22 protein-coding genes are annotated in these 19,099 nt (G+C 70.5%); 9 read left to right on the plus strand and 13 right to left on the minus strand.

Annotation, left to right across the window (positions count from 1 at the left end):
* Positions 1 to 25 precede the first annotated feature (25 nt).
* Positions 26 to 592, minus strand: a complete 567-nt coding sequence (locus IPI43_06590) for a TetR/AcrR family transcriptional regulator (GenBank protein MBK7773792.1) — start codon at positions 590 to 592, stop codon at positions 26 to 28.
* Positions 593 to 643: 51 nt separating this feature from the next.
* Positions 644 to 1,954 carry a ferritin-like domain-containing protein gene (locus tag IPI43_06595; protein MBK7773793.1) on the minus strand — a complete coding sequence of 437 codons (1,311 nt, stop codon included), beginning with the start codon at positions 1,952 to 1,954 and terminating at the stop codon, positions 644 to 646.
* A gap of 149 nt (positions 1,955 to 2,103) precedes the next feature.
* On the opposite strand from IPI43_06595, the gene IPI43_06600 reads away from it, so the two are divergent.
* From IPI43_06600 to bamD, 4 genes are read left to right on the plus strand one after another with little or no spacing between them, the layout of a single operon-like run.
* Positions 2,104 to 3,102: a hypothetical protein gene (locus IPI43_06600; GenBank protein ID MBK7773794.1), complete on the plus strand. Its 999-nt coding sequence runs from the start codon at positions 2,104 to 2,106 to the stop codon at positions 3,100 to 3,102.
* The gene (locus IPI43_06605; protein MBK7773795.1) at positions 3,102 to 4,775 is read left to right on the plus strand and encodes a serine/threonine protein kinase; all 1,674 of its coding nucleotides are present in this window, start codon (positions 3,102 to 3,104) and stop codon (positions 4,773 to 4,775) included. Before IPI43_06600 ends, IPI43_06605 begins: the two co-directional genes overlap by 1 nt.
* On the plus strand, positions 4,775 to 5,800 hold the full coding sequence (locus tag IPI43_06610) for a hypothetical protein (GenBank protein MBK7773796.1): 1,026 nt from the start codon (positions 4,775 to 4,777) through the stop codon (positions 5,798 to 5,800). The genes IPI43_06605 and IPI43_06610 overlap by 1 nt, the downstream gene beginning before the upstream one ends.
* A gap of 52 nt (positions 5,801 to 5,852) precedes the next feature.
* Positions 5,853 to 6,746, plus strand: coding sequence for an outer membrane protein assembly factor BamD (bamD, locus tag IPI43_06615; GenBank protein MBK7773797.1), 894 nt, complete (start codon positions 5,853 to 5,855; stop codon positions 6,744 to 6,746).
* A gap of 10 nt (positions 6,747 to 6,756) precedes the next feature.
* Here bamD and IPI43_06620 read toward each other — a convergent pair whose 3' ends face one another.
* From IPI43_06620 to IPI43_06640, 5 genes are read right to left on the minus strand one after another with little or no spacing between them, the layout of a single operon-like run.
* Positions 6,757 to 8,154, minus strand: coding sequence for a PD40 domain-containing protein (locus tag IPI43_06620; protein ID MBK7773798.1), 1,398 nt, complete (start codon positions 8,152 to 8,154; stop codon positions 6,757 to 6,759).
* Between the two features lie 9 nt (positions 8,155 to 8,163).
* Positions 8,164 to 9,015: a TonB C-terminal domain-containing protein gene (locus IPI43_06625; protein MBK7773799.1), complete on the minus strand. Its 852-nt coding sequence runs from the start codon at positions 9,013 to 9,015 to the stop codon at positions 8,164 to 8,166.
* Entirely contained in the window at positions 9,012 to 9,440 is a 429-nt protein-coding gene (locus tag IPI43_06630) for a biopolymer transporter ExbD (GenBank protein MBK7773800.1), read from the minus strand. Before IPI43_06630 ends, IPI43_06625 begins: the two co-directional genes overlap by 4 nt.
* Before the next feature lies 1 nt (position 9,441).
* Positions 9,442 to 10,161: a MotA/TolQ/ExbB proton channel family protein gene (locus tag IPI43_06635; GenBank protein MBK7773801.1), complete on the minus strand. Its 720-nt coding sequence runs from the start codon at positions 10,159 to 10,161 to the stop codon at positions 9,442 to 9,444.
* Positions 10,161 to 10,667, minus strand: coding sequence for an OmpA family protein (locus tag IPI43_06640; GenBank protein ID MBK7773802.1), 507 nt, complete (start codon positions 10,665 to 10,667; stop codon positions 10,161 to 10,163). Before IPI43_06640 ends, IPI43_06635 begins: the two co-directional genes overlap by 1 nt.
* 224 nt (positions 10,668 to 10,891) lie before the next feature.
* On the opposite strand from IPI43_06640, the gene IPI43_06645 reads away from it, so the two are divergent.
* Both IPI43_06645 and IPI43_06650 read left to right on the plus strand, forming a co-directional pair.
* Positions 10,892 to 12,124 (plus strand): beta-propeller domain-containing protein, encoded by a 1,233-nt coding sequence (locus IPI43_06645; GenBank protein ID MBK7773803.1) that lies wholly within the window; start codon positions 10,892 to 10,894, stop codon positions 12,122 to 12,124.
* Complete coding sequence (locus IPI43_06650; protein MBK7773804.1) at positions 12,094 to 13,077, plus strand: beta-propeller domain-containing protein; 984 nt, start codon at positions 12,094 to 12,096, stop codon at positions 13,075 to 13,077. Before IPI43_06645 ends, IPI43_06650 begins: the two co-directional genes overlap by 31 nt.
* 103 nt (positions 13,078 to 13,180) lie before the next feature.
* On the opposite strand, the gene IPI43_06655 is transcribed toward IPI43_06650, so the two are convergent.
* The 5 genes from IPI43_06655 to IPI43_06675 all read right to left on the minus strand — a co-directional run bounded on the left by IPI43_06655 (position 13,181) and on the right by IPI43_06675 (position 16,311).
* On the minus strand, positions 13,181 to 13,381 hold the full coding sequence (locus IPI43_06655) for a hypothetical protein (GenBank protein ID MBK7773805.1): 201 nt from the start codon (positions 13,379 to 13,381) through the stop codon (positions 13,181 to 13,183).
* Entirely contained in the window at positions 13,381 to 14,067 is a 687-nt protein-coding gene (locus IPI43_06660) for a DUF1775 domain-containing protein (protein MBK7773806.1), read from the minus strand. Before IPI43_06660 ends, IPI43_06655 begins: the two co-directional genes overlap by 1 nt.
* 107 nt (positions 14,068 to 14,174) lie before the next feature.
* On the minus strand, positions 14,175 to 14,588 hold the full coding sequence (locus IPI43_06665) for a hypothetical protein (protein ID MBK7773807.1): 414 nt from the start codon (positions 14,586 to 14,588) through the stop codon (positions 14,175 to 14,177).
* 59 nt (positions 14,589 to 14,647) lie between these two features.
* On the minus strand, positions 14,648 to 15,448 hold the full coding sequence (locus IPI43_06670) for a hypothetical protein (protein ID MBK7773808.1): 801 nt from the start codon (positions 15,446 to 15,448) through the stop codon (positions 14,648 to 14,650).
* On the minus strand, positions 15,448 to 16,311 hold the full coding sequence (locus IPI43_06675; protein ID MBK7773809.1) for a TIGR02147 family protein: 864 nt from the start codon (positions 16,309 to 16,311) through the stop codon (positions 15,448 to 15,450). The genes IPI43_06670 and IPI43_06675 overlap by 1 nt, the downstream gene beginning before the upstream one ends.
* A gap of 225 nt (positions 16,312 to 16,536) precedes the next feature.
* On the opposite strand from IPI43_06675, the gene IPI43_06680 reads away from it, so the two are divergent.
* A complete protein-coding gene (locus IPI43_06680) occupies positions 16,537 to 17,235 on the plus strand; it encodes a hypothetical protein (GenBank protein MBK7773810.1) in 699 nt (232 codons plus the stop codon).
* Between the two features lie 19 nt (positions 17,236 to 17,254).
* Positions 17,255 to 17,716, plus strand: a complete 462-nt coding sequence (locus IPI43_06685; GenBank protein ID MBK7773811.1) for a hypothetical protein — start codon at positions 17,255 to 17,257, stop codon at positions 17,714 to 17,716.
* On the opposite strand, the gene IPI43_06690 is transcribed toward IPI43_06685, so the two are convergent.
* Positions 17,713 to 18,447 (minus strand): RNA methyltransferase, encoded by a 735-nt coding sequence (locus IPI43_06690; GenBank protein ID MBK7773812.1) that lies wholly within the window; start codon positions 18,445 to 18,447, stop codon positions 17,713 to 17,715. The genes IPI43_06685 and IPI43_06690 overlap by 4 nt on opposite strands.
* Positions 18,448 to 18,575: 128 nt before the next feature.
* Between IPI43_06690 and IPI43_06695 the strand changes: the two genes are divergently transcribed.
* The gene (locus IPI43_06695; protein ID MBK7773813.1) at positions 18,576 to 19,055 is read left to right on the plus strand and encodes an NUDIX hydrolase; all 480 of its coding nucleotides are present in this window, start codon (positions 18,576 to 18,578) and stop codon (positions 19,053 to 19,055) included.
* Positions 19,056 to 19,099 lie beyond the last annotated feature (44 nt).

The following is a 19,099-nucleotide window of genomic DNA, read 5'->3' on the forward strand; positions in this document are numbered from 1 at the left end:
TGCGTGCGGCGTGATCGTGAAAGGCTCAGGCGCTGAGGAGCGCCGCCACCATGCTGCTCACGTCGCGCAGCGGGCCGGCGTCCCCGGCCGAGCGGCTGAGCACCAGCGCGCCCTCGATGGCGCACAGCAGCACTCGAGCCCGGCGCTGCGCGTCCTTCTTGCTGGCGCCAGCGTCTACGAGCGCGGCCGCGAGGAGCCCCGTCCAAGTGCTGAACGCGGCTTGCGTGGCCTGCCGCAGCGCGTCCGAGCGCTCGGCCATCTCGAAGGCCACAGCACCCACGGGACAGCCGGCCCCGACGCCGCCCTCCACCAGTTGCGCCAGCGCCGCGATCATCCGGCGGGCCGCAGCCACCACGTCCTTCGAGTCGTGCAGCGCGGCCGTGAGCTGCGCGGTGAAGTGCTCGGCGTGGCGCTCCACCACGGCCACGGCGAGCTCTTCCTTGCCGCCGGGGAAGTGGAAGTACAGCGACCCGCGCGGGGCCTCGCCCTCCTCGATGATCTGCTTGAGCCCGGTGGCCGCATAGCCCTGCGCCATGAAGAGGCGCGTGGCCGACTCCACCATGCGCTCACGCGTCGCGTCGCCTTTGGACATGGGCCCAGAATGACGCGTCCTTGGAATATGTCAACCGATATATTTTCGAGACTATGCCCAGACCTGCTCGCCGAGCGCCTGCAACATCGCGAGCGCCGCGCCGGGCGCTGGCAGACCCGCGTCGCGCAAGAGCACGTGGGCCTCGGGGATGCTCACCGAGCGCGTCAGCGCGCTGATGGCCGCACGCTGCGCCCCGCGAATCACGTCGCGCTGCGCGTCCGTGAGCTGCGGCAGCGACCACTCCGCCACCGCCCACGACAGTGCCGCGTGCCGCGTCTCGTCCTCGGCCACCCGCGCCATCCCCGCGCGCACGACAGGGTCTTGCGCGTGCCGCGCCTGATGGTGCCCCACCACAGCACCGTAGGTCTCGCGCACGCAGCCCTCGACCGCGTTCTCGAGCGCCACCTCGAACAGGCCGCGCAGCGCGAACTGCTGCGCCTCGTGGACGGCAGGCTTCACCGCGAACCGCTCGGCCAGCGCGCCCATGTCCCGCGTGTGCCGCCGCTCATCCTCCGCGCTCGCGCGTGCCCACTGCACCAGCTCCACGGGGGCCCCCAGCACCTGCAGCTCCGCGGCCATGCGCTCGAACGCATCCACGGCAGCGGCTTCGAGGCCGGCCACCTGCACGAAGTACCGGCCGACGTCGTTGCCCCCCGCAGGGCGCGCAGGAACAGCCGTCCCCTGGGTCATGCGCCCGCTGACTGGGCAGGCGTATTCCTCGACGAGGTGCTCCTCGAGGATCCGGACCTCACCAGCCTCACTCACGAAAACCGTCCCTCGGAGGAGGTCGAGGCAGCCGGCCCAGCGGGTACCAAGGACTTCGAAACCACCAGCCACGTGCCTCACGCCATTGGGGCTGACGCCCACCTTCGGATCACCCGCACAGTTGATGTGGTAGTCGACCGTGAGCGCGAGGAGCGTCGCTTGCGCCGGGCTGGTGACAGGGAGAGTGACCACGTCGGCGAACGAGACTCGCTCGATGATGCCAGCGCGGCGGACAAAGACCGAGAACCCCTCGTCTCGATCGAAACCTGCGTCACCCACACCGCAATCCGGGTGCCCGCCCTCGATGCAGAATTCTCCGGCGAAGTAGGCCGGAAAACTGCCGCTCGGGCCCCATGCGTACGCGACCAGACCCTGAACCCCCGGTGGCAGAGGCAAGCCGGTCAGCTCGATCGCTCCACAGTTGACCGACATCGCCCTTTCTCGCTGGTTCCCGGATTGGCTGCTGGTCGCTGCACACCCACTCCATCCCGCCACGCCCAGGCCCGAGGCAGCCGCGGAAGCCAACGCGATGCTGCGCAGCGTGTGTCGAAAGACGTCGAGGCGATTCGCGCGCACGGTGTCGTTCAGCGTCTTCATGACGAGCCTCCTACACGAAGAAGCGAGCCTATCTGTTCGCCGCGCGGCCAGCCAACCCCTCCACGAATGGGGGCACATATCCACACTGTGGCAAATATTGCGCTGCTGGCGCATGATGTGCGCTTACCTGGCGCGGAGTGTCACGGTTCATGCGTAGTCCTGTCGTACGAGTCTTTCTGAAGCTGTCCGTGGTCACGGCGCTCGCCTTCCCTCTGTGTGCTGTCGCGCAGCCCGCGCAGCATGACGTGGCCGCCGCCGCGCAGGCCTACGAAGCGGGCCAGCGCGCTCAGCTGGCGGGCAACCACGCCGAGGCCGCGCGCCTCTTCGAGCTGGCGTTCGATGCCGCCCCGAGCCCCGCCGCCCTGCGCAGCGCCATCCGAAACCGGCGCCTGGCGGGAGACAACGCGCGCGCCGCCACGCTCTCGCTGCAGGCGATCACCACGTACCCCGCGGACCGGTCCACGCGTGATCTCGCTCAAGAGGTCCTGGACGAGGTGCAGCCGCAGCTCACGCAGCTGGACATCGCGTGCGGCGAGCCGTGCGTGGTGCTGGTGGATGGCGCCGTGGAGTCCACGCACGAGAGCCGCTCATGGCGCTTCTTCGTGCGGCCGGGCGCTCACACGGTGGTGGCCCGCTACACCACGGGCAGCGCGGCGCCGCAGCAGGTGGACGCCACCGCCGGCGGGACGCTGACGCTCGCGTTCCAGGCGCCCGCGGCCCCGGTCACGCAGCCCGAGCCCGAGCCCACGCCAGACCCCGAGCCGGTGTACGAACCCGAGACGCAACCCCTGCCGCAGCCCGCTGCCGGTGAGAGCGAGAGCGATGGCCTCGGTCCCGCGATGTTCTACACCAGCGCCGCGCTCACCGCCGTAGCGGCGGGTGTCACGGCCTGGTCCGTGGCGGACACCTTCGCGGCCAACCGCGCCTACGAAGACAACCCCACCCGTGAGGGCTACCTGGACGGCCAAGACCTGCGCCGCCGGACCTTCATCTTGGTGGGTGTCTCGGGAGCGCTGGCCGTCAGCACCGTGGTGCTGGGCGTGCTCACCGACTTCGGTGGCAGCGATGACGATGACGAGGCACGCGCCCGAGCCAGCGTGTGGGCCTCTCCCGACGGCGGTGGGCTCACGGTGAGAGGAGCCTTCTGATGGCACAGCCCGAGATCACAGCACTCAACGCCCGGCGGATGCTGGACCAGTACGAGATCGTCGCGGAGATCGCGAGCGGCGGCATGGGCACCGTCTACCTGGCGCGGCTCGCGCGCGCGGGCGGCTTCCAGCGCATGGTGGCGCTCAAGCTGCTGCACCGGCACCTGGCGGAGGAGACGCACTTCGTCTCCATGCTGTTGGACGAAGCGCGCCTCGCGGCGCGTCTGCACCACCCGAACGCGGTGGGCATCCTGGACGTGAAGCAGTCGGAGCTCGGCTACTACATGGTCATGGACTACGTCGATGGGTTCTCCATGGACGACGTGCTCGACCGCTCGCGCTCGCACGTGGAGCGCATGAAGCTGGGTGTGCGCATCCTGATCGACGCCTCCACGGGCCTCGATGCCGCGCACCGCCTGACCGACGACGACGGCCGCCCGCTGCAGATCGTGCACCGCGACGTGTCGCCGCAGAACATCCTGGTGGGGCGCGACGGCTCGGGTCGCATCACGGACTTCGGCGTAGCCCGTGCGGCCGAGCGCATCACGGCCTCGCGCCCCGGCACCATCAAGGGCAAGCCCTGTTACATGGCGCCCGAGCAGGCCGAGTGCCGCGAGCTGGACGCGCGCGCGGACCTGTTCGCGCTGGGCATCGTGCTGTGGGAGACGCTCACCGGGCAGCTGCTGTTCGAGTCCGACGCGGGCACCATGAGCATCCTCTTGGCCGTGCTGCAGCGGCCCATCCAGCCGCCGTCCATGGTGTGCCCCGAGGTGCCGCTGGCGCTCGAGCGGGTGTGCATGCGCGCCCTCGAGCGCGACGTGACCAAGCGCTACCAGACGGGCCGCGAGTTCATCGACGCGCTGACCGAGGCCGCCGCCCGCTCGAACATGCTGGTGGGGGCGCACGAGGTGAGCGACGCCATCCGCGAGATCTTCTCGGCCGACCTCGACGCGCGGCAGGCGTCGGTGCGCGCGCACGTCAGCGCCATCGAGAAGCTGCCCGTCACGAACATGACGCTGGGCGACCTGTACAGCATCCCGCGCCTGGGCTCCGCGCCCGAGATGCAGGCGTTGCGCTCGGGCGTGCGCGACTCCAACGCCACGTCGGACCAGTGGTTCGAGACGGCGCGCAGCGGGGAGGCGCGCGTGGACCCCACGTCGCAGACCATCGCGCTCGCCAGCGCGCCCGACCGGGAGACCGTGGCTTCGCCGAAGCCCGTGAGCAGCCGCCCCAGCGCCCCCGCTAGCGCACGCGCCCCCGCATCCCCGCAGGCCTGGAAGGTGGCCCTGATCAGCTTGCTGTTGGGCGCGCTGATCGCCGTGGGGGGCCTGCTGGCTTGGCGCATGAACCAGCCGCTCGTGGTGGAGCCGCCCGCTTCGGTCGCCGCTCCCAGCGTGCCACCAACGCCCGCCGAGCCGTCCCCGGCGCCTGCCGCCCTCGCCCCTGCGGTGGCCGAGGCTCCCACACCTGCGCCTGCTGCCGTGCCTGCCGCGGCCGAGGCCGCTGCGCCCGAGCCGGCCCCCGCACCGGAGGCCACCGAGCAAGACCCATCGCGCTCGGGCTCGACGCGCCCGCGCCGTGAGCGCGCCACCGGCATGGAGGGCACGGATGCGCCCGCCGCCGTCATGACCCCCGCCCCGACCACCATCGAGAGCAACCCCTACACCCACTGATGCTTTCTCTACGCGCTCGCTCCGCGCACCTCCCGGTGCACCTCGTCCTCTTGCTGCCGCTCGCCACGCTGGGGGCGTGCGACCTGTTCGACCAGGACCTGTACCTGAACCATGGTGGCCTCGCGCTGCGGGAAGCCTGCGGCGCGGGCGCACCCATGGTGGCTGGGAACATGACCTACATGGTGGACACCACCAGCATGGAGGACGACCTCGACACCGCGCTCGCTGGCTGCACGGGGCAACCCATCCCGGGCAACGACGGCTTCTTCGGCGTCGAGATGCAGGCCGGCGAGAAGTGGCACTTCCACGTGCGCAACAGCAGCGGCCTGGGCGTCAATCCCGCCATCTACATCCTGGACAACACCTGCGACGACCGCGCCTGCCAACGCGGTGACGCCATCGACGCGTGCGTGGAGAACCGCGACGAGCACCTGAGCTTCGTGGCCGACCGCACGGGCACGTTCTACGTGGGCATCGACGCGCGCACCGCCGGCGGCGGCGTGTTCTCGGTGGAGGTCTGGCGCCCCGAGTGTGGCAACGGCACGGTCGAGCACAGTGAGGGCTGCGACGACGTCGACGACCCCACGTGCGGGTCGGACTGCCGCCGCATCCTGGCCACGGGCGCGCAGGAGGTGGAGCCCAACGACGACTTCACGTCCTCCAACGTGACGCAGGTGGGCGCGGGCTCGTTCGAGGTGCGCGCCACCGTGGTGGACCTGTGCGACCTCGACATGTTCCTCGTCGAGGTGCCGGCCGGCGGCGACCTCTCGGCCACCGTCCTCGACCGCAACGGCGCGGTGTGTGCGGCAGACGCGCCAGAGCTGCAGCTCGAGCTGCTGGACGACAGCGGTGTGCAGACCCTCGGCACCGGCAGCCTGGGCGGCGCAGGCGGCACGTGCCCGGCCATCGCCGCAGGCGCGCCCTTCGCCACCAACCTGCCGGCGGGCGACTACTACCTGCGCCTGACCACCACCGAGCTGAACACACTCTTCAATTATCGCCTGCAGGTCACCGTCGCCGAGTAGCCGCCGGGCGCTGTCGCTGGCGCCGCCGGCCTTCCGGATTCAGGATGGGGCCGTGGCGGTACTCAAGACTCAATCCTCCCGGGCCGTGCGAGGGGCGCTCACCGCGAGCGCCGCGTGGCTCTTCGTGGTGCTCTCTCCCGCGCTCCTGGCCAGCGGCTGCATGTCGCGGGCCGATGGCCGGGCCGTGCAAGCGGACCTCGCGGCGATGACCGAGCGCATGGCCACGCTGGAGCAGCGCGTGGAAGCCCAGGCCGCAGAGCTGGCGCGGCTCTTGGAGACGGCCAACGTGGTGCTGCTGCGCAACAGCGCAGACCAGGGGTTGGCGCTCCAGCAGCTGCGCGACCAGCTGGGCCAGCTGGAGGGGCAGATCGCCGAGACGCGTCACCTGGCCGAGATGGCCGAGCGGCAGTCCGCCGAGCAGCGCCGCGAGATGACGGAACAGCGCCAGCAGCTGGACGCGCAGCGCCAGGAGATCGAGCGCCGCGTGGACCAGATCGCGCGCGCGGCAGGCATGGACGTGACGCTACAGCCGAGCGAGGTCCCGCGGGATCGCGCCGCGCACTTCCAGGCGGGCAGCCAGGCCTTGCGCGTGGGCTCGCACTCGTACGCGCGCGCGCTCTTCCGCGAGTACGTCATCCGCTACCCCACCGACGAGCGGGCCGACGACGCGCAGTACGGCATCGGCTCGAGCTACCTGCAGCAGAACCAGCCGGCCGCAGCGCTGGGTGAGTTCCGCCGCATCCTCACCACGTACCGGACCGGCGACGTGATGGACAAGACGCTGGCGGACATGGCCGAGGCGTTCGTGTTGGTGCGCGCGTGCGCCGACGCACGGCAGTCGCTCGAAGCGCTGATCGCGGCGTATCCGGAGTCCTCCCTGATCACGCGGGCGCGCAACCGCCTGCGGGAGATCAGCCGGCTGCCAGCGCGCGCCTGCGCGGAGTGAGGCCTCCGGTCTAGCGTGCAGGCGTTGCAGCGGCGGGCGTGGACGCTGCTGGCGCGGGCGCTTCGGCCGGCACCGGCGTGGTGGCGGGATACGTCTCCCACTGCGACCAGCGCACCGTCTCGGCGTTGCCCGTGACCACCCGTGTCTGGTTGTAGCCCTGCGGGCTGGCCACGTAGACGCCCGCGGCGTCGCGCCGGTCGGACACGAACGCCACCAGGCGGCAATCCGGGGAGAACGCTGGGTCCTTGTTGTCGCCCTGCCCCTGCGTGAGCCGCACGTACTCCTGGGTCCGCGTGTTCACCATGAAGATGTCGTAAGCGCCATCGCGACCGGTGAACGCGATCCACGGCCGCTCCGGGTCCATGCACCACGTGGGCGTCTGGTTGTGTGTGCCGCGGAACGTGACGCGCTGCACGTTGCTGCCGTCGCGATTCATGGTGAAGATCTGCGGCGTACGGTGGCGGCTCGACACGAACGCCAGCTGGTTGTTGGGACCGCACGCGGGGCTCAGGTCCATGGCCGGGTGGTCGGTCAGGCGGCGCACGTCGCTGCCGTCGAGCGCGGTGCTGTAGATCTCGGAGTTGCCGTCACGCGAAGACGTGAAGTAGATGCGCCCGTCGCACACGGCCGGCGCCATGTTGATGCCGTCGCCCTGCACGATGCGTGCGTCGCGCGCGCGCCCGTTGGTGATGTACATGCCGCGCTCGGTCATACGCGTGAACCAGATGCGGTTGTGCCCGAAGGAAGGCAGGAGCGAGATGCCGGTGCCGGTGGACACGCGCCGCTCACCGAAGCCGTCCATGAAGGACTTGAACACGTCCTTGGCGCCCGGGCCGGCGCGCCGCGCGTAGGCGATCTCGGTGCCGAACACGCCCGGCGTCCCGGTGAGCACGCGCAGCACCTCGTTGGCGAACTCGTGGGCCCAGCGGCGGGTGTGCGTGAGCGGGCCGCGATAGGTGTGCTCGAACGCGGGCGTGCCCGGCGCCGAGACGCGGAAGAAGCGCAGCGTGAGCTCCACGCCGTCCGCGCCCTGGCGCAGCTCGCCCTTGATGACGCCGTTGGCGTCCAGCGTGGCCCACGCACCCGCGCGGATGTCGAGCCCCTCGGCCACCAGGTCGTGCCGGATGGAGCGCGTGTCGATGACGGTGTAGCCGGGCATCAGCCGGAAGTCGTTGCGCAGCACGTCGGCCACGTCGGAGGAGCTGCCGAAGACGTCCGGGATGCCGATGCGGTACATCTGGCTCTCGGGGGAGTCCACCACGATCTCGACGAGCGACTCGGGCAGCGGGCTCCCATCCCCCGCGGTCTGCGAGCGCGACTCGAACGGGGTGGCGGCGATGCCCAGCACGAGCGCGAGCCCGACCAGGGTGAGCCAAGGGTGCGTCGAGCGATGGGTGGGCGATGACATGGGTGGTTCCTAATTCCTGCGCGGCCCGATGAACGTCACGGTGATGGCGCCGCCCAGGTAGCGCTCGGCTTCGTCGGGCGGAGGCGGGGGCAGCGAAGCGCCCGCAGCCTGTGCCATGCGCTGCCGCACGGAGGCGTCGAACGCGTCATTGCCGCTGGGCCCCGAGATACTGAAGTCCCCGACGCGCGCGTCGGCGGTGATCTCCACGCGCACCCGGCAGCGCAGCGTGCTGAGCTCTTCCTCGGGGATGCTGGACGGTGCCTGCCAGCCGCGCCGGAAGTACGTGTACAGACGCCCCGGATAGATGTCCGCCTCGCCGCGCTCGGCCGTGCCCTCGGTGATGCCCTCGGCGTCGCCCTCGCGCACCCGCGGCTCGGCGAACTCCGCCGTGGCCGCCGCGCTGTCGCCCAGGCGCGTGAGCAGGTCTTCACGGGCCTCGGCCGCGCGCTGCTCCGCCGTGAGCGCGGGGTTGGCGTCGGTGGTGGGCCGGAGCCCTGTGCCGTCGGCCAGCGGCGGCTCGGCGCCCGGCAGGGCATCGGCAGGCGCTTCCCCAAGCACATCCGTAGCCGAAGGCGGTGGCGCCGTGGCCGCCGAGGGCACGTAGCGGTCGGGCATGCGACGCGGGTCCGGCGGCGCCCCGAAGCGCACGAAGCGAGCTTCCACCACCGGAACAGGCGGGACCTCGGCCTCCTCGGGCAGCTCGACGGTGTCCTCCACCAGCGCGCCGTAGATGTCCGAGACGGCAGCCGAGATGATGACCACCGTGAGCGGGAACGCCCCGAGCGCGATGAGCACCGCCAGCACCCCACCCGCGACTTCATCGAGCGCGAGTGACCTGCGCGTCTCGAAGCCGGGCGTCATTCCGCCGCTCGCTCCCGGTCGAGCGGGTCCGTGACCAAGCCCATCTTTCCGATGCCCGCGCGGCGCACCAGCGCCAGCACACGCACCACGTCGCCGTAGGGCACCGTCTCGTCGGCCTGGATGTAGACCTCGTCGCGCGCGCGCAGGTCTTCGTCGGTCATGAGGCGCGTCTCGAGCTCCGAAAGCGTGAGCTCTTCTTCGCGCAGGAACAGGCGCCCGCCGGCCTCCACCGAGATGACGGGCTGCTCCTCGTCGATCTCCATGCGCGGCGCGTCGGCGTTGGGCAGGTCCACCGACACGCCCGTGGTCATCATGGGCGCCGCCACCATGAAGATGATGAGCAGCACCAGCATGACGTCCACGAGCGGCGTGACGTTGATCTCGCTGAGCGGGCCCCCGCGCCCCGATCCGCTCGAGAACCCCATGTCAGTCCACCAGCAGGTGGCGCCGGATGATGTTGAGGTAGTCGCTGGCGAACGCCTCGACCTCGCTCTCCACCACGCGCAGGCGGCGCACGAAGTAGTTGTAGGCGAGCACCGCCGGGATGGCGGCCACCAACCCGATGGCCGTGGCGATCAAGGCCTCCGCGATGCCCGGCGCCACGGCGTCGAGCGTGGCGCTCTGCTGGCCGTGCAGCTGGATGAACGCGTTCATGATGCCCCACACCGTGCCGAACAGGCCGATGAAGGGCGCCGTGGAGCCCGTGCTGGCGAGCCAGGGGATCTGGTTCTCGAGGCGCGTGAGCTCGGCGTTCTGCGCCCGCTTGAGGGCCCGCTCCAGGTTGTCCACGTCGGCCAGGTCCGGTGTGCCCGTGCGCGCGATGCGGCCGAGCTCGGCATAGCCCGCGCCGAACACGGTGGCGATGGGGGAGCTGGCGAAGCGCGAGAGCTGCCCGTTGAGCGAGCCCATGACGTCCATGTCCCACTGGCGCGTGTGCTCGTCCTTCCAGAACACCTGCAGGAAGCGGCGGCTCTGGTCGTCCAGCTTGTGGAGCCGCACCAGCTTGGCGCCGATGACGTACCAGCAGGCCACCGCCATGAGGATGAGCACCAAGATCACCAGCTTGACCACCGGCGTGGCGTCGAGCACCAGCTGCCAGGGGTCGAGCGCCGGGCGTGCTGTGGCTTGCAGGAGGACGGAGGGCATCACTCGCTGGCGCTGACGCTGCGGTCCTGCGCCCAGCCCGACTCGTCGGAGCCCTGGGCCATCTCTTCGCCCACCGAGGTGACCGCGATGCGGGCCTGCTCGATGCCGAGCGACACGAGGTACGCGCGGACGGCCTGGGCGCGACGGTCGCCGAGGGCGATGTTGTACTCCTCGGTGCCGCGCGGGTCGGTGGCGCCCGTGAGGTGCAGGCGGGCCGGCACGCCGCGGGTGCGGTAGCAGTCCACGGCCTGCTGGATGGCCGCGCGCGAGGCGCTGTCCAGCTCGTCGGCGTCGAAGCCGAAGTAGACCCGGCTGAGGCTGCAAGCCTCGGCGGTCGGGTCTGTGTTCTCGGGGGTCAGGGTGACGTCACGGCTCGCGTCGCGGGAGCCGGTGTCCTCGGAGCCGGAGGTCTCTTCTTCTTCCTCGGGGGCTTCGCTGCGACACGCGGGGAGCGCGAGCGCGGTGGCCAGGAGGAGGAGCGGGAGGAGGGAGTGACGGTGCTGCATGATGGTGCCAACTTCTTTCGACCGCTTGGTATTCGGCCGGTCGCCGAAAAAGTCAACGGGTACAAGCCCCGGGAATTCCGGCCTGTTCTGCTCATTTCGCTGAACTAGATTCAGTGAGCCGTCCATCCCGGGCCCGGTCCGGCGTATACGAGAGGAATACGCTTTGCAGGGTACCCGAGCGCCATTCCCAGGCTTGGCGACGCGGTGAGGGTGATGCTGTGAACATGGAACACCTCGCTTACTCCAGTCGGCTCGGCGCGCGCCCAAGAACCACTCGCGCCGGGGCACTCTCTTTGCTCTTTGCGCTGGGCCTCGGGGCGTGTGCCTCGGGCACCACGGCACCGCCGGTGGCTCCGGCCGAAGCGGGGCTGCACCGGGTCGAGAGCTGTGATGACCTGCTGGTGCAGCTGCGCGCCGACGCGGAGGCCAAGGTTCACGCCGAGGCCGACCGCATGCTGGCGGACTACGACATGTACCGCGACGGCAACTATGGAGGCTGGCCACAGCCCGCCTTCGACTTCGCGGATGGCGGCTCCCCCACGCCGCGCGCCGACGCGCCGCCCGAGTCGGGCCCCGAACACTTCACCGAGACCAACACGCAGGTGGCCGGCGTGGACGAGCCCGACTTCGTGAAGACCGACGGCGGACGCATCTTCCTGATCCATGGGCAGTCCGTGCACGCGCTGCGCTCGTGGCCCGCGGCCGACACCGTGGAGACCGGCACCGCCAGCGTGGAGGGCTCGCCGCTGTCGATGTTCTTGCGTGACGACACGCTGGTGGTGTTCTCGAGCGTGCAGTTCGCCGACCCAGACGGCGGTCAGGGGCCCATCGCCACGCTGCCCTTCCCGGCCGACAGCTGGGGCCCGTACTACCCCATGTTCTACCGCGAGTTCACCAAGGTGAGCCTGTTCGACGTGAGCGGCGATGTGCCCGTGCTCAGCGGCGAGCGCTACGTGGAGGGCAGCTATCGCGCGGCGCGCCGCCACGACGCCGTGGTGCGCTTGGTGATGCGCTCCGACACGTGGCAGCCGCAGTGGAGCGGCGAGCGCCCCTACTACTGGAACGACGGCGGCGAGCTGGTGAGCGAGCAGACCTTCGCGCGCCGCGTGGCCGCCTGGCGCCGCGAGCGCCTGGCCGAGATCGCCACGCAGGACCTCGACGGCTGGCTTCCCGAGGAGTGGGTGCGCGAGGGCAGCGAGCTCGTGGCGGTCGCGCCACGCTGCACCGACTTCTACGCCGCTGCGCCGGGCCAGACCGACTACGGCATGACCCAGGTGTTGGGGCTCACGCTCGACGCGAGCGACACGGGCGTCTCACGCAGCGCGTTCGTGCTGGGCGACGCGTCCATCGTGTCCGCCAACCACGAGGCGCTGATCATCGCGCAGGCCGACTGGCAGTGGAACGGCTGGTCCCCTGGGGTGGCGCGGTGTCCACGCGCCTGCACCGCTTCGACCTGAGCGGCGCGTCCACGAGCTACGCCGCCTCCGGGCGCGTGACCGGGCAGCTGCTCAACCAGTTCTCGCTCGACGAGAGCGACGGCGTGGTGCGCGTGGCCGTGACCGAGGACCGCTGGCTGGATGCCCAGGGCAACGTCATCGAGCCGAACGAGGACCAGCCCTGGGGTGACGGCACCCTGGTGAGCGCATCGCCCGTGAGCCGCGTGCTCACGCTGGGCGACGCCGCGGGCAAGCTGAGCGAGCTGGGCCGCAGCCACGACCTCGCGCCGGGCGAACGCATCTTCTCCACGCGCTACGTGGGCGACACGGCGTACGTGGTGACCTTCCGGCAGATCGACCCGCTCTTCGTCGTGGACCTGAGCGACCCGGCAGACATCGTGGTGCAGGGCGAGGTCGAGATCCCCGGCTTCAGCACCTACATGCACCCGCTGGACGCTGGCCACCTGCTGACCATCGGCCGCGACATCGACCCGGTGACGCAGCAGGACAACGGCATGGCGCTCCAGATCTTCGACGTGAGCAACCCCGATGCCCCGGTGCGCACGCACGTGTACACGGTGCCGGGCGCCTACAGCCAGGCGCAGTACGACCACCTCGCGTTCAACTTCGACGCGCGCCTGGGGCTCTTGGCCATCCCGGTGGACACCTACGACACCACCTTCGACTCCACGCTCGCGCTCTTCAGCGTGTCGGTCGCGGGCGGCATCGCGCCGGCCGGCTCCATCTCGCACAGCAGCTTCTACAGCGGGTGCGTGGACGGCGTGGGCGACTACTACTGCAGCTACAGCCCCACCGTGCGGCGCGGCCTCTTCATCGAGGACTTCGTCTACACCATCAGCCTGGGCGGCGTGACCGTGCACGCGCTCACGGACCTGACGAGCACGCTAGCCACGGTGAACCTGCCCGAGCCCCAGTGGTACAGCGGCTACTACGGCGAGGTGCGCACCTTCTGAGGTCAAGCGGCGGGCGCTGGCCCAGCCCATGAGAGAAGAAACGAAGAGAAGCCCACTCCCGGCGTGCCGAGGGTGGGCTTCTTGCTTGGTGCGAACCTGCAGCTCAGCGCAGGTGCGGCGGCCGCAACGCGCAGGGCACGCGGCCAGGCTCGTCCGGGCTGGCGATGGGGTCGCCGGGACGCGGCAGGTCGGCACACTGGCCGTTGTTGTCGGCGTTCGAACCGCCGCAGCCGCTGGCGAGGACGCTGAGCAGGCCGAGCACGAGCACGAGACGTGAGGTGGTGTTCCGCATGGCGTAGCTCATCAGTAGAGCACCCAGATCTCGTCGTCGGTGTGGATCTCGGTCAGCAGTTCCACGTCCGGGTCGCTCTCGATGAGCGCGGTGGTCTCGACATTGGCGCTGTACGCGGCGGTGCCCACCCACACGATGCGGGCGTCGTCGAACACGCTCAGGTCATGGACGTGGTCGGGGGCCACGTAGCGGTTCCAGCCCATCGTCCGCACGGGGAAGATGACGGCGGACGCGGCCGGGCTCACCACGGCCGGGTCGTCGTGCGCGCCCACGTCGTCCCACTCCACCACGGTCTCGACGCCCTCGGCGTTGCGGCACGTCTGCGTGACGGGGAAGTACAGCGTGGTGAAGGGCGCGGCCGGCGCGCGCACCCGCAGAGAGAACTGGTAGTACTGGTCGTCCACGGCGCGGGCGGTCTCCTTCTCGAAGATGAACGCCACGATGCGGCCCGTCCCATCGGTCTCGGCGGTGCCTTCACCCCACGCGCTGGTCAAGCCGCGCACGCTGGTGACCGTCTCGGGCATCTCGATGCGCACGCGCACGGTGTCGAGCCCCTCACAGCCGTGACTCACGCCGAACGTCACGATGGTGGAGGAGTCCGCCGTGAGGCGACCTTCCACTCCGATGTGTGCCTGGGCGGCGCCCACGAACGCGCCGGCGAGTCCGAGCGCGATGACCAACAATCCCGTCTTCTTCATTTCAATTCATCCTTCCGCGCCGTCTCCCAGCGCTGCGGGAACGATTCTAGAAGCGTAGCGGGCCGCTGACACCGTGGCATGTTGTCGCACTCGACGAGCACGCGGGCCTAGCGGGGGAAGCCGCAGCGCAGCCACTCGAGGATCAGCTGGCGCTCCTCCAGGGTCATCGTCACGTCGGAGTCCACGGGCGGCATGGTGCAGTCCAGCACCATCCCGCGGATCTCCACGTTCCAGTCCACCACGTGCGAGTACTCGTCGAGCGGCCAGAGGCCCAGCACCTCGCCGTGACAGACGGCGCAGCGCACGGCGAAGATGGGCTGCACGTCGGCCCAGCGGGGCATGGTGTCCGGGCAGCTGGTGGGTGCCGTGGCGTCGCACTCCACGGGCGGGCGCAGCACGTCGCGCTGACGGCCGGCGTCGTCCTCCTGGCCCGCCGGTTCGGAGCACCCGCCCAGGCCCATGGCGGCCACCACCAGCAAGCCAGCCAGAGCGCTCGAGGGGGGTCGCGACACACTCAGCATGGGCACAGCCTAGCCGCGGGGCGTCTCTCGAGCCATGTGGCAAGCTGTCGCACCGTGCATCACGGCGTTCGCACCAGCTCGTCTTCGGGCGTGTAGCCCTCGGTGGAGGTGCCGGCATCGCCCACCGCGGAGCGCGGGCCCGTGGAGTAGACGCGCAGGAGACCGGGATAGGCCTCGAAGGCCCGCAAGAACGCGGCCGCGTTGGCCTCGTCGAAGAGGAAGCTGCCGTCGGCCTGAGGCATGGTCTCCCAGAACTCGAGGGCGATCAGCGCGCTCGCCGCGTCCACCGCGAGCCGCACGTGCAGCCCCTCGGCAGGCACCTCGAAGACCGCGCTCGCGTCGGTGCCGCCCACCAGCAACACGAAGGGGGCGACGCGCTGGCTGCGGACGCGCACGTAGGACGCGCCCTGGAGGTTGCGCAGCTCGAAGACCAGGCTGTGGCCCACCAAGAGCGGCGGCACCGAGGCGTCCTCCGCCGAGGCCAGCTGCGGGAACAGGCGCACCCCGCAGTAGCGCCCGGCCGGCAGATCGAAGCCCAGCTCCGTGTCCATCTCGAGCACGATGGCCCCTGGGACGGGCGCGCCGGGGTTGCTGGCCAGCGCTGCGCACGTGCCCTCGGGCAGCGCCTCCACGCGCGCGAAGGTCATGGTGGCGCTCCCGAGCCGCGGGGCGCCGGCGAGCGCCTCGCTGTCGAAGAGGGGCGGTCCCTGCCACATCTCGGCTGGGAGCACGTCGATGTCGGTGGCGGCGGGCGGGTTACCCGTCTCGGTGCCTGCGCACGCGGTGAGCAGCAGTAGCCACGCGGCCGCGACCAGCGGGCTCCTGCACACACCGCGCAGGAGCTGAAGGAGCGAGCGCATCAATGCCCCTCCGTGTCGTCGGCGAAGAGGGCAGAGGCGTCGCTCAGCGGGAAGAGCTGGAAGTTGATCTGCACCACCTGCCGCGGCGCGGGGTCTTCCACGCTGAGCTCCAGCAGCTCACGGCGGAAGCGCACGATGCGCGCCTTCACTTCGGCCAGCTTGTCCTCACCCAAGCACAGCGTGAGCGAGCTGATGTCGCGCTGCGCCGGAGGGAACTCGTCGATGGCCTCGGCCGCCTGCCTCATCATGGTGCGGTGGTAATTGCCGATGTGAACGCCCAGGGTCTCGGGCCCGGTGGACACCAGCGCCTCGGTCTGCACCCAGCGCCCGTCGTCGTTCTGTATCAGCATGGACAGCTCGCGCAGTATACGCAGTCCGCGCTCCGCCTGCGACAGGGTGATGCGCGGCCGCAGCCGAGGGGCCACCCACGCGGCCTCGCCCTTGAAGTCGGCGCGGCAGGCCAGCTCGCGGATGGCCGGCACGTACCAGCTCGCGTGGTAGGCAGCGTGCGCCAGCTCCAGGCGCTGCACCGTGCGGTAGCGGCGGTGGCTCTTGAGGCGGTCGTACGCGGCGTTGCGCTCGGGCCCGGTGGTCGCCTGGTTGAACGCCACCAGGTCCACGAAATAGGCCTTGGCTTCGCCCGTGAGCCCGCAGCCGTCGGCGAAGTTGCCTGCCATGGGCGCCGTCAGGTTGCGGTCCCCGTCCATCACCAGCTTCAAGTAGTTGGGCGACTTCAGCCCCGCGCGCCGCGAGAAGGCGCGGTACGAGAACGAGCGCGGCCCGGCCTTCTTGTGCTCGTAGAAGTCGCGCAGGTACGCGCGGTAGTCGAGATAGCGGAAGACCTCGGGGGGTTGGTCGCTCACCCCCTCAAGGTAGCCGATGGGGAGGGACCCCACAGCCGGGCGAGCACCGCTTCCGTATACACCCGGTATACGCGGAGGAATCGCTAGACGCGGGGAAAGACCATGGGCAGACTCGTGCGTACGACATTCGGGGTGCGAGCAGCACAGGCTCGGCGGAAGGAACCGCAGGGCCGGGGAGTGCATACGGGCTCGCTCCGCTGAAAAAACGGATTGAGGCGAGGACACATGAAGCGACTGCACTCATTCTCGGCCCTGTGCGCCCTCGCACTGGCGCTGCTCATTCCTGCTGCTGCGGAGGCGCAGCAGCAGGGCACGGTGTACCTCAACGACGGGAGCGTGCTCACGGGGCAGGTCATCGAGTTCGTGCCCGGTGACCACATCACTCTGCAAATTGGGGCCACCCCGCCCATCGTCATCCCGCAGGCGAACATCGCGCGCGTGGAGATGGGACAGACCGCTGCTCCGCCGCAGCCCTTTGCGCCCCAGCCCACGCAGCCCTACCAGCCCCCGCAGCAGCAGCAGGCGTACCAGCCCGTGCAGCAGCCCTATCAGCCGTACCAGCTGCAGCAGCCCTACTCCGCGCCCGCGCGCCGCAAGCCGGGCCTGGGCCTGCCGATCGTGTTCCTGTCCGTCGGCGCCGTGATGGCCATCACGGGGGGCGCGCTCATCTCGCTCTCCTTCGACACCTACGACTATTACGGCGACTACGGCACGGACGAGAGCCTCTTCTACCCGGGCGTCGCGCTCGCCGCGACGGGCGGTGTGTTCTTCACGCTGGGCGTCGTGTTCTTGATCATTCGTCTGGGCCAGCGCCGGCGCTGGACGCGGGAACAGGCGGCGCCGGTCCAGCCACAGTATGGGTTTGCGCCGATCATTGCGCCGGAGCGCCAGCTCTACGGCTTGGCAGGCACGGTGAGTTTCTAGAACCCCGAGGAGCGGTCACATGGCGAGGCTGCACTCGTTCTCGGCTCTGTGCCCGCTCGCGCTCGTGCTCCTGCTCATTCCCTCTGCGGCGGATGCGCAGCAGCGGACCTATCGGTCTGCGCAGCAGCCCCCTCGGCACGGTCAGCCCACTGAGCGGGCCGATCAGCCCAGCGAGCAGCCGCATCAGCTCGAGCTGCCGAAGCGCCGCGCGCCCCGCCTGGGTGGGCCGATCGTGGCGATGTCCATCGGCGGCCTGCTGCTGTTCGGGGCCGTGTATGTCGCCGCCCTCGACCTCGATTCCGACAGCGGCGGCTTCCAGATTGGCCTCGGCGTCTCGCTCGGGGCAACGGCCCTCCTTCACCTCGCTGTCGCTGGGGCGGTCTTCGGGAGGCGGATGGAGCAGCGCGTCCGATACGGATTTGCGCCCGTCATCCACCCTGAGCGCTCGCTCTACGGCTTTCAGGGCATGGTGAGCTTCTAGGCGCGAGAAGGCCTGCCCAGCGTCGCGCTCAGGAGCCCGCGCATGAGCTGCACTTCACCATGCTCGGGGGCCGCGCGGTTCAGCAGGCGGGTGAGCTTCTTCATCACCGCCGCGGCGCGCTCGGGGTCCTCACTCGTGCGGTCCACCGCCTCACGCACATGCTCGATGAGGTGACGCATCTCATCCGCCGTGGCGGGGCGCTGTGCGGGGGACACCGGCAGCTCGCGCGGAGCTTCACTCAGCGCCACGGCCTGTCGCCGCAGCTCGTAGCAGAGCACCGTCACCGCTGCGGCGAGGTTGAGCGACGAGAAGGCGGGATCCACCGGGATGCGCGTCACGCGCTGACAGCGCTCGAGGGCTTCGTTGTCGAGCCCGCTGCCTTCGGGGCCGAACAGCACGGCCACTCGCGCATGCCGCGGGTGAAGCAGCTCCGCCATCGCTTCCTCGGGAGCGCGCTGCTCCACTTGGTGCACACGCGCGCGCGCCGTGGCGCCCACCACCCACGAGCACGGCGCCAAGGCCTCGTCGAGGCTGGCCACCACCTCGGCTCGCCCGAGGACGTGGTCCGCACCCGCGGCCATCGCCGTGGCCATGGCGCTCGGAAACTCGCGCGGCGCCACGAGGCAGAGGTCCGACAGCCCCATGTTCGCCATGGCGCGCGCCACGGAGCCGATGTTCCCGGGATGCTCGGGCCGCAGCAGCACCACGCGCACCCGCGCGAGGGCATGCATCGGGTCTTCCGGAGGAGGAGCTGGGGGCGGGGTAGAGGTCACCAGACCGCATATCACGGGTTTCGTTCGCGCGCGTTCAGTCGACGTGACGGGTCCTGGGGTGTCGAGTTGGTCGTAGACTCTTGGCCATGGCCCGTGACCCGCTCGAACTCCACGCCTTTGCGCTCGTCCTGGTGCGGCGGGACCAGCGCGTTCTCGTGGTGCGCGAGACCAGGCACGGCGGTGGCTGGTACCTGCCGGCGGGGCGCGTGGAGCCCGGCGAGAGCCTCATGGACGCCGCGGTGCGCGAGACCCTGGAAGAAGCGGGCGTGCCCATCACGCTCGAGGGCGTGGTGCGCGTGGAGTACGCGCCGGTTGGTCGCGGTGTGCGCGTGCGCGCCATCTTCACGGCGCGGCCCAGCGACGACACGCCACCCAAGAGCGTGCCCGACGAGCACACGGAGGAGGCGCGCTTCGTGACGCTCGAGGAGCTGGCCACGCTCCCGCTGCGCGGCGGCGAGGTGGAGAGCATCGCGCGCTTCGTGTTGGGTGGCGGCACCGTGCATTCGCTCGGCGTGCTGGGCCACGGGAGTGAAGGCTGGCGAGACCCGCCGCGGCCGGGGCGCTGACACGAGAGGGCACGGTTGCTCCCCCGAGGGGCGTGCACTAGCGT

The organism is Sandaracinaceae bacterium (genome assembly GCA_016706685.1).
Classification (GTDB): Bacteria; Myxococcota_A; Polyangia; order Polyangiales; family Houyiibacteriaceae; genus JADJJE01.

Excerpts from the sequence above, each read along its gene's own strand:
- IPI43_06590 (MBK7773792.1), bottom strand. The coding sequence starts at position 592 with ATGTCCAAAGGCGACGCGACGCGTGAGCGCATGGTGGAGTCGGCCACG.
- IPI43_06595 (MBK7773793.1), bottom strand. The coding sequence starts at position 1,954 with ATGAAGACGCTGAACGACACCGTGCGCGCGAATCGCCTCGACGTCTTT.
- IPI43_06600 (MBK7773794.1), top strand. The coding sequence starts at position 2,104 with ATGCGTAGTCCTGTCGTACGAGTCTTTCTGAAGCTGTCCGTGGTCACG.
- IPI43_06605 (MBK7773795.1), top strand. The coding sequence starts at position 3,102 with ATGGCACAGCCCGAGATCACAGCACTCAACGCCCGGCGGATGCTGGAC.
- IPI43_06610 (MBK7773796.1), top strand. The coding sequence starts at position 4,775 with ATGCTTTCTCTACGCGCTCGCTCCGCGCACCTCCCGGTGCACCTCGTC.
- IPI43_06620 (MBK7773798.1), bottom strand. The coding sequence starts at position 8,154 with ATGTCATCGCCCACCCATCGCTCGACGCACCCTTGGCTCACCCTGGTC.
- IPI43_06625 (MBK7773799.1), bottom strand. The coding sequence starts at position 9,015 with ATGACGCCCGGCTTCGAGACGCGCAGGTCACTCGCGCTCGATGAAGTC.
- IPI43_06630 (MBK7773800.1), bottom strand. The coding sequence starts at position 9,440 with ATGGGGTTCTCGAGCGGATCGGGGCGCGGGGGCCCGCTCAGCGAGATC.
- IPI43_06635 (MBK7773801.1), bottom strand. The coding sequence starts at position 10,161 with ATGCCCTCCGTCCTCCTGCAAGCCACAGCACGCCCGGCGCTCGACCCC.
- IPI43_06640 (MBK7773802.1), bottom strand. The coding sequence starts at position 10,667 with ATGCAGCACCGTCACTCCCTCCTCCCGCTCCTCCTCCTGGCCACCGCG.
- IPI43_06645 (MBK7773803.1), top strand. The coding sequence starts at position 10,892 with ATGGAACACCTCGCTTACTCCAGTCGGCTCGGCGCGCGCCCAAGAACC.
- IPI43_06655 (MBK7773805.1), bottom strand. The coding sequence starts at position 13,381 with ATGAGCTACGCCATGCGGAACACCACCTCACGTCTCGTGCTCGTGCTC.
- IPI43_06660 (MBK7773806.1), bottom strand. The coding sequence starts at position 14,067 with ATGAAGAAGACGGGATTGTTGGTCATCGCGCTCGGACTCGCCGGCGCG.
- IPI43_06665 (MBK7773807.1), bottom strand. The coding sequence starts at position 14,588 with ATGCTGAGTGTGTCGCGACCCCCCTCGAGCGCTCTGGCTGGCTTGCTG.
- IPI43_06670 (MBK7773808.1), bottom strand. The coding sequence starts at position 15,448 with ATGCGCTCGCTCCTTCAGCTCCTGCGCGGTGTGTGCAGGAGCCCGCTG.
- IPI43_06680 (MBK7773810.1), top strand. The coding sequence starts at position 16,537 with ATGAAGCGACTGCACTCATTCTCGGCCCTGTGCGCCCTCGCACTGGCG.
- IPI43_06685 (MBK7773811.1), top strand. The coding sequence starts at position 17,255 with ATGGCGAGGCTGCACTCGTTCTCGGCTCTGTGCCCGCTCGCGCTCGTG.
- IPI43_06690 (MBK7773812.1), bottom strand. The coding sequence starts at position 18,447 with ATGCATGCCCTCGCGCGGGTGCGCGTGGTGCTGCTGCGGCCCGAGCAT.
- IPI43_06695 (MBK7773813.1), top strand. The coding sequence starts at position 18,576 with ATGGCCCGTGACCCGCTCGAACTCCACGCCTTTGCGCTCGTCCTGGTG.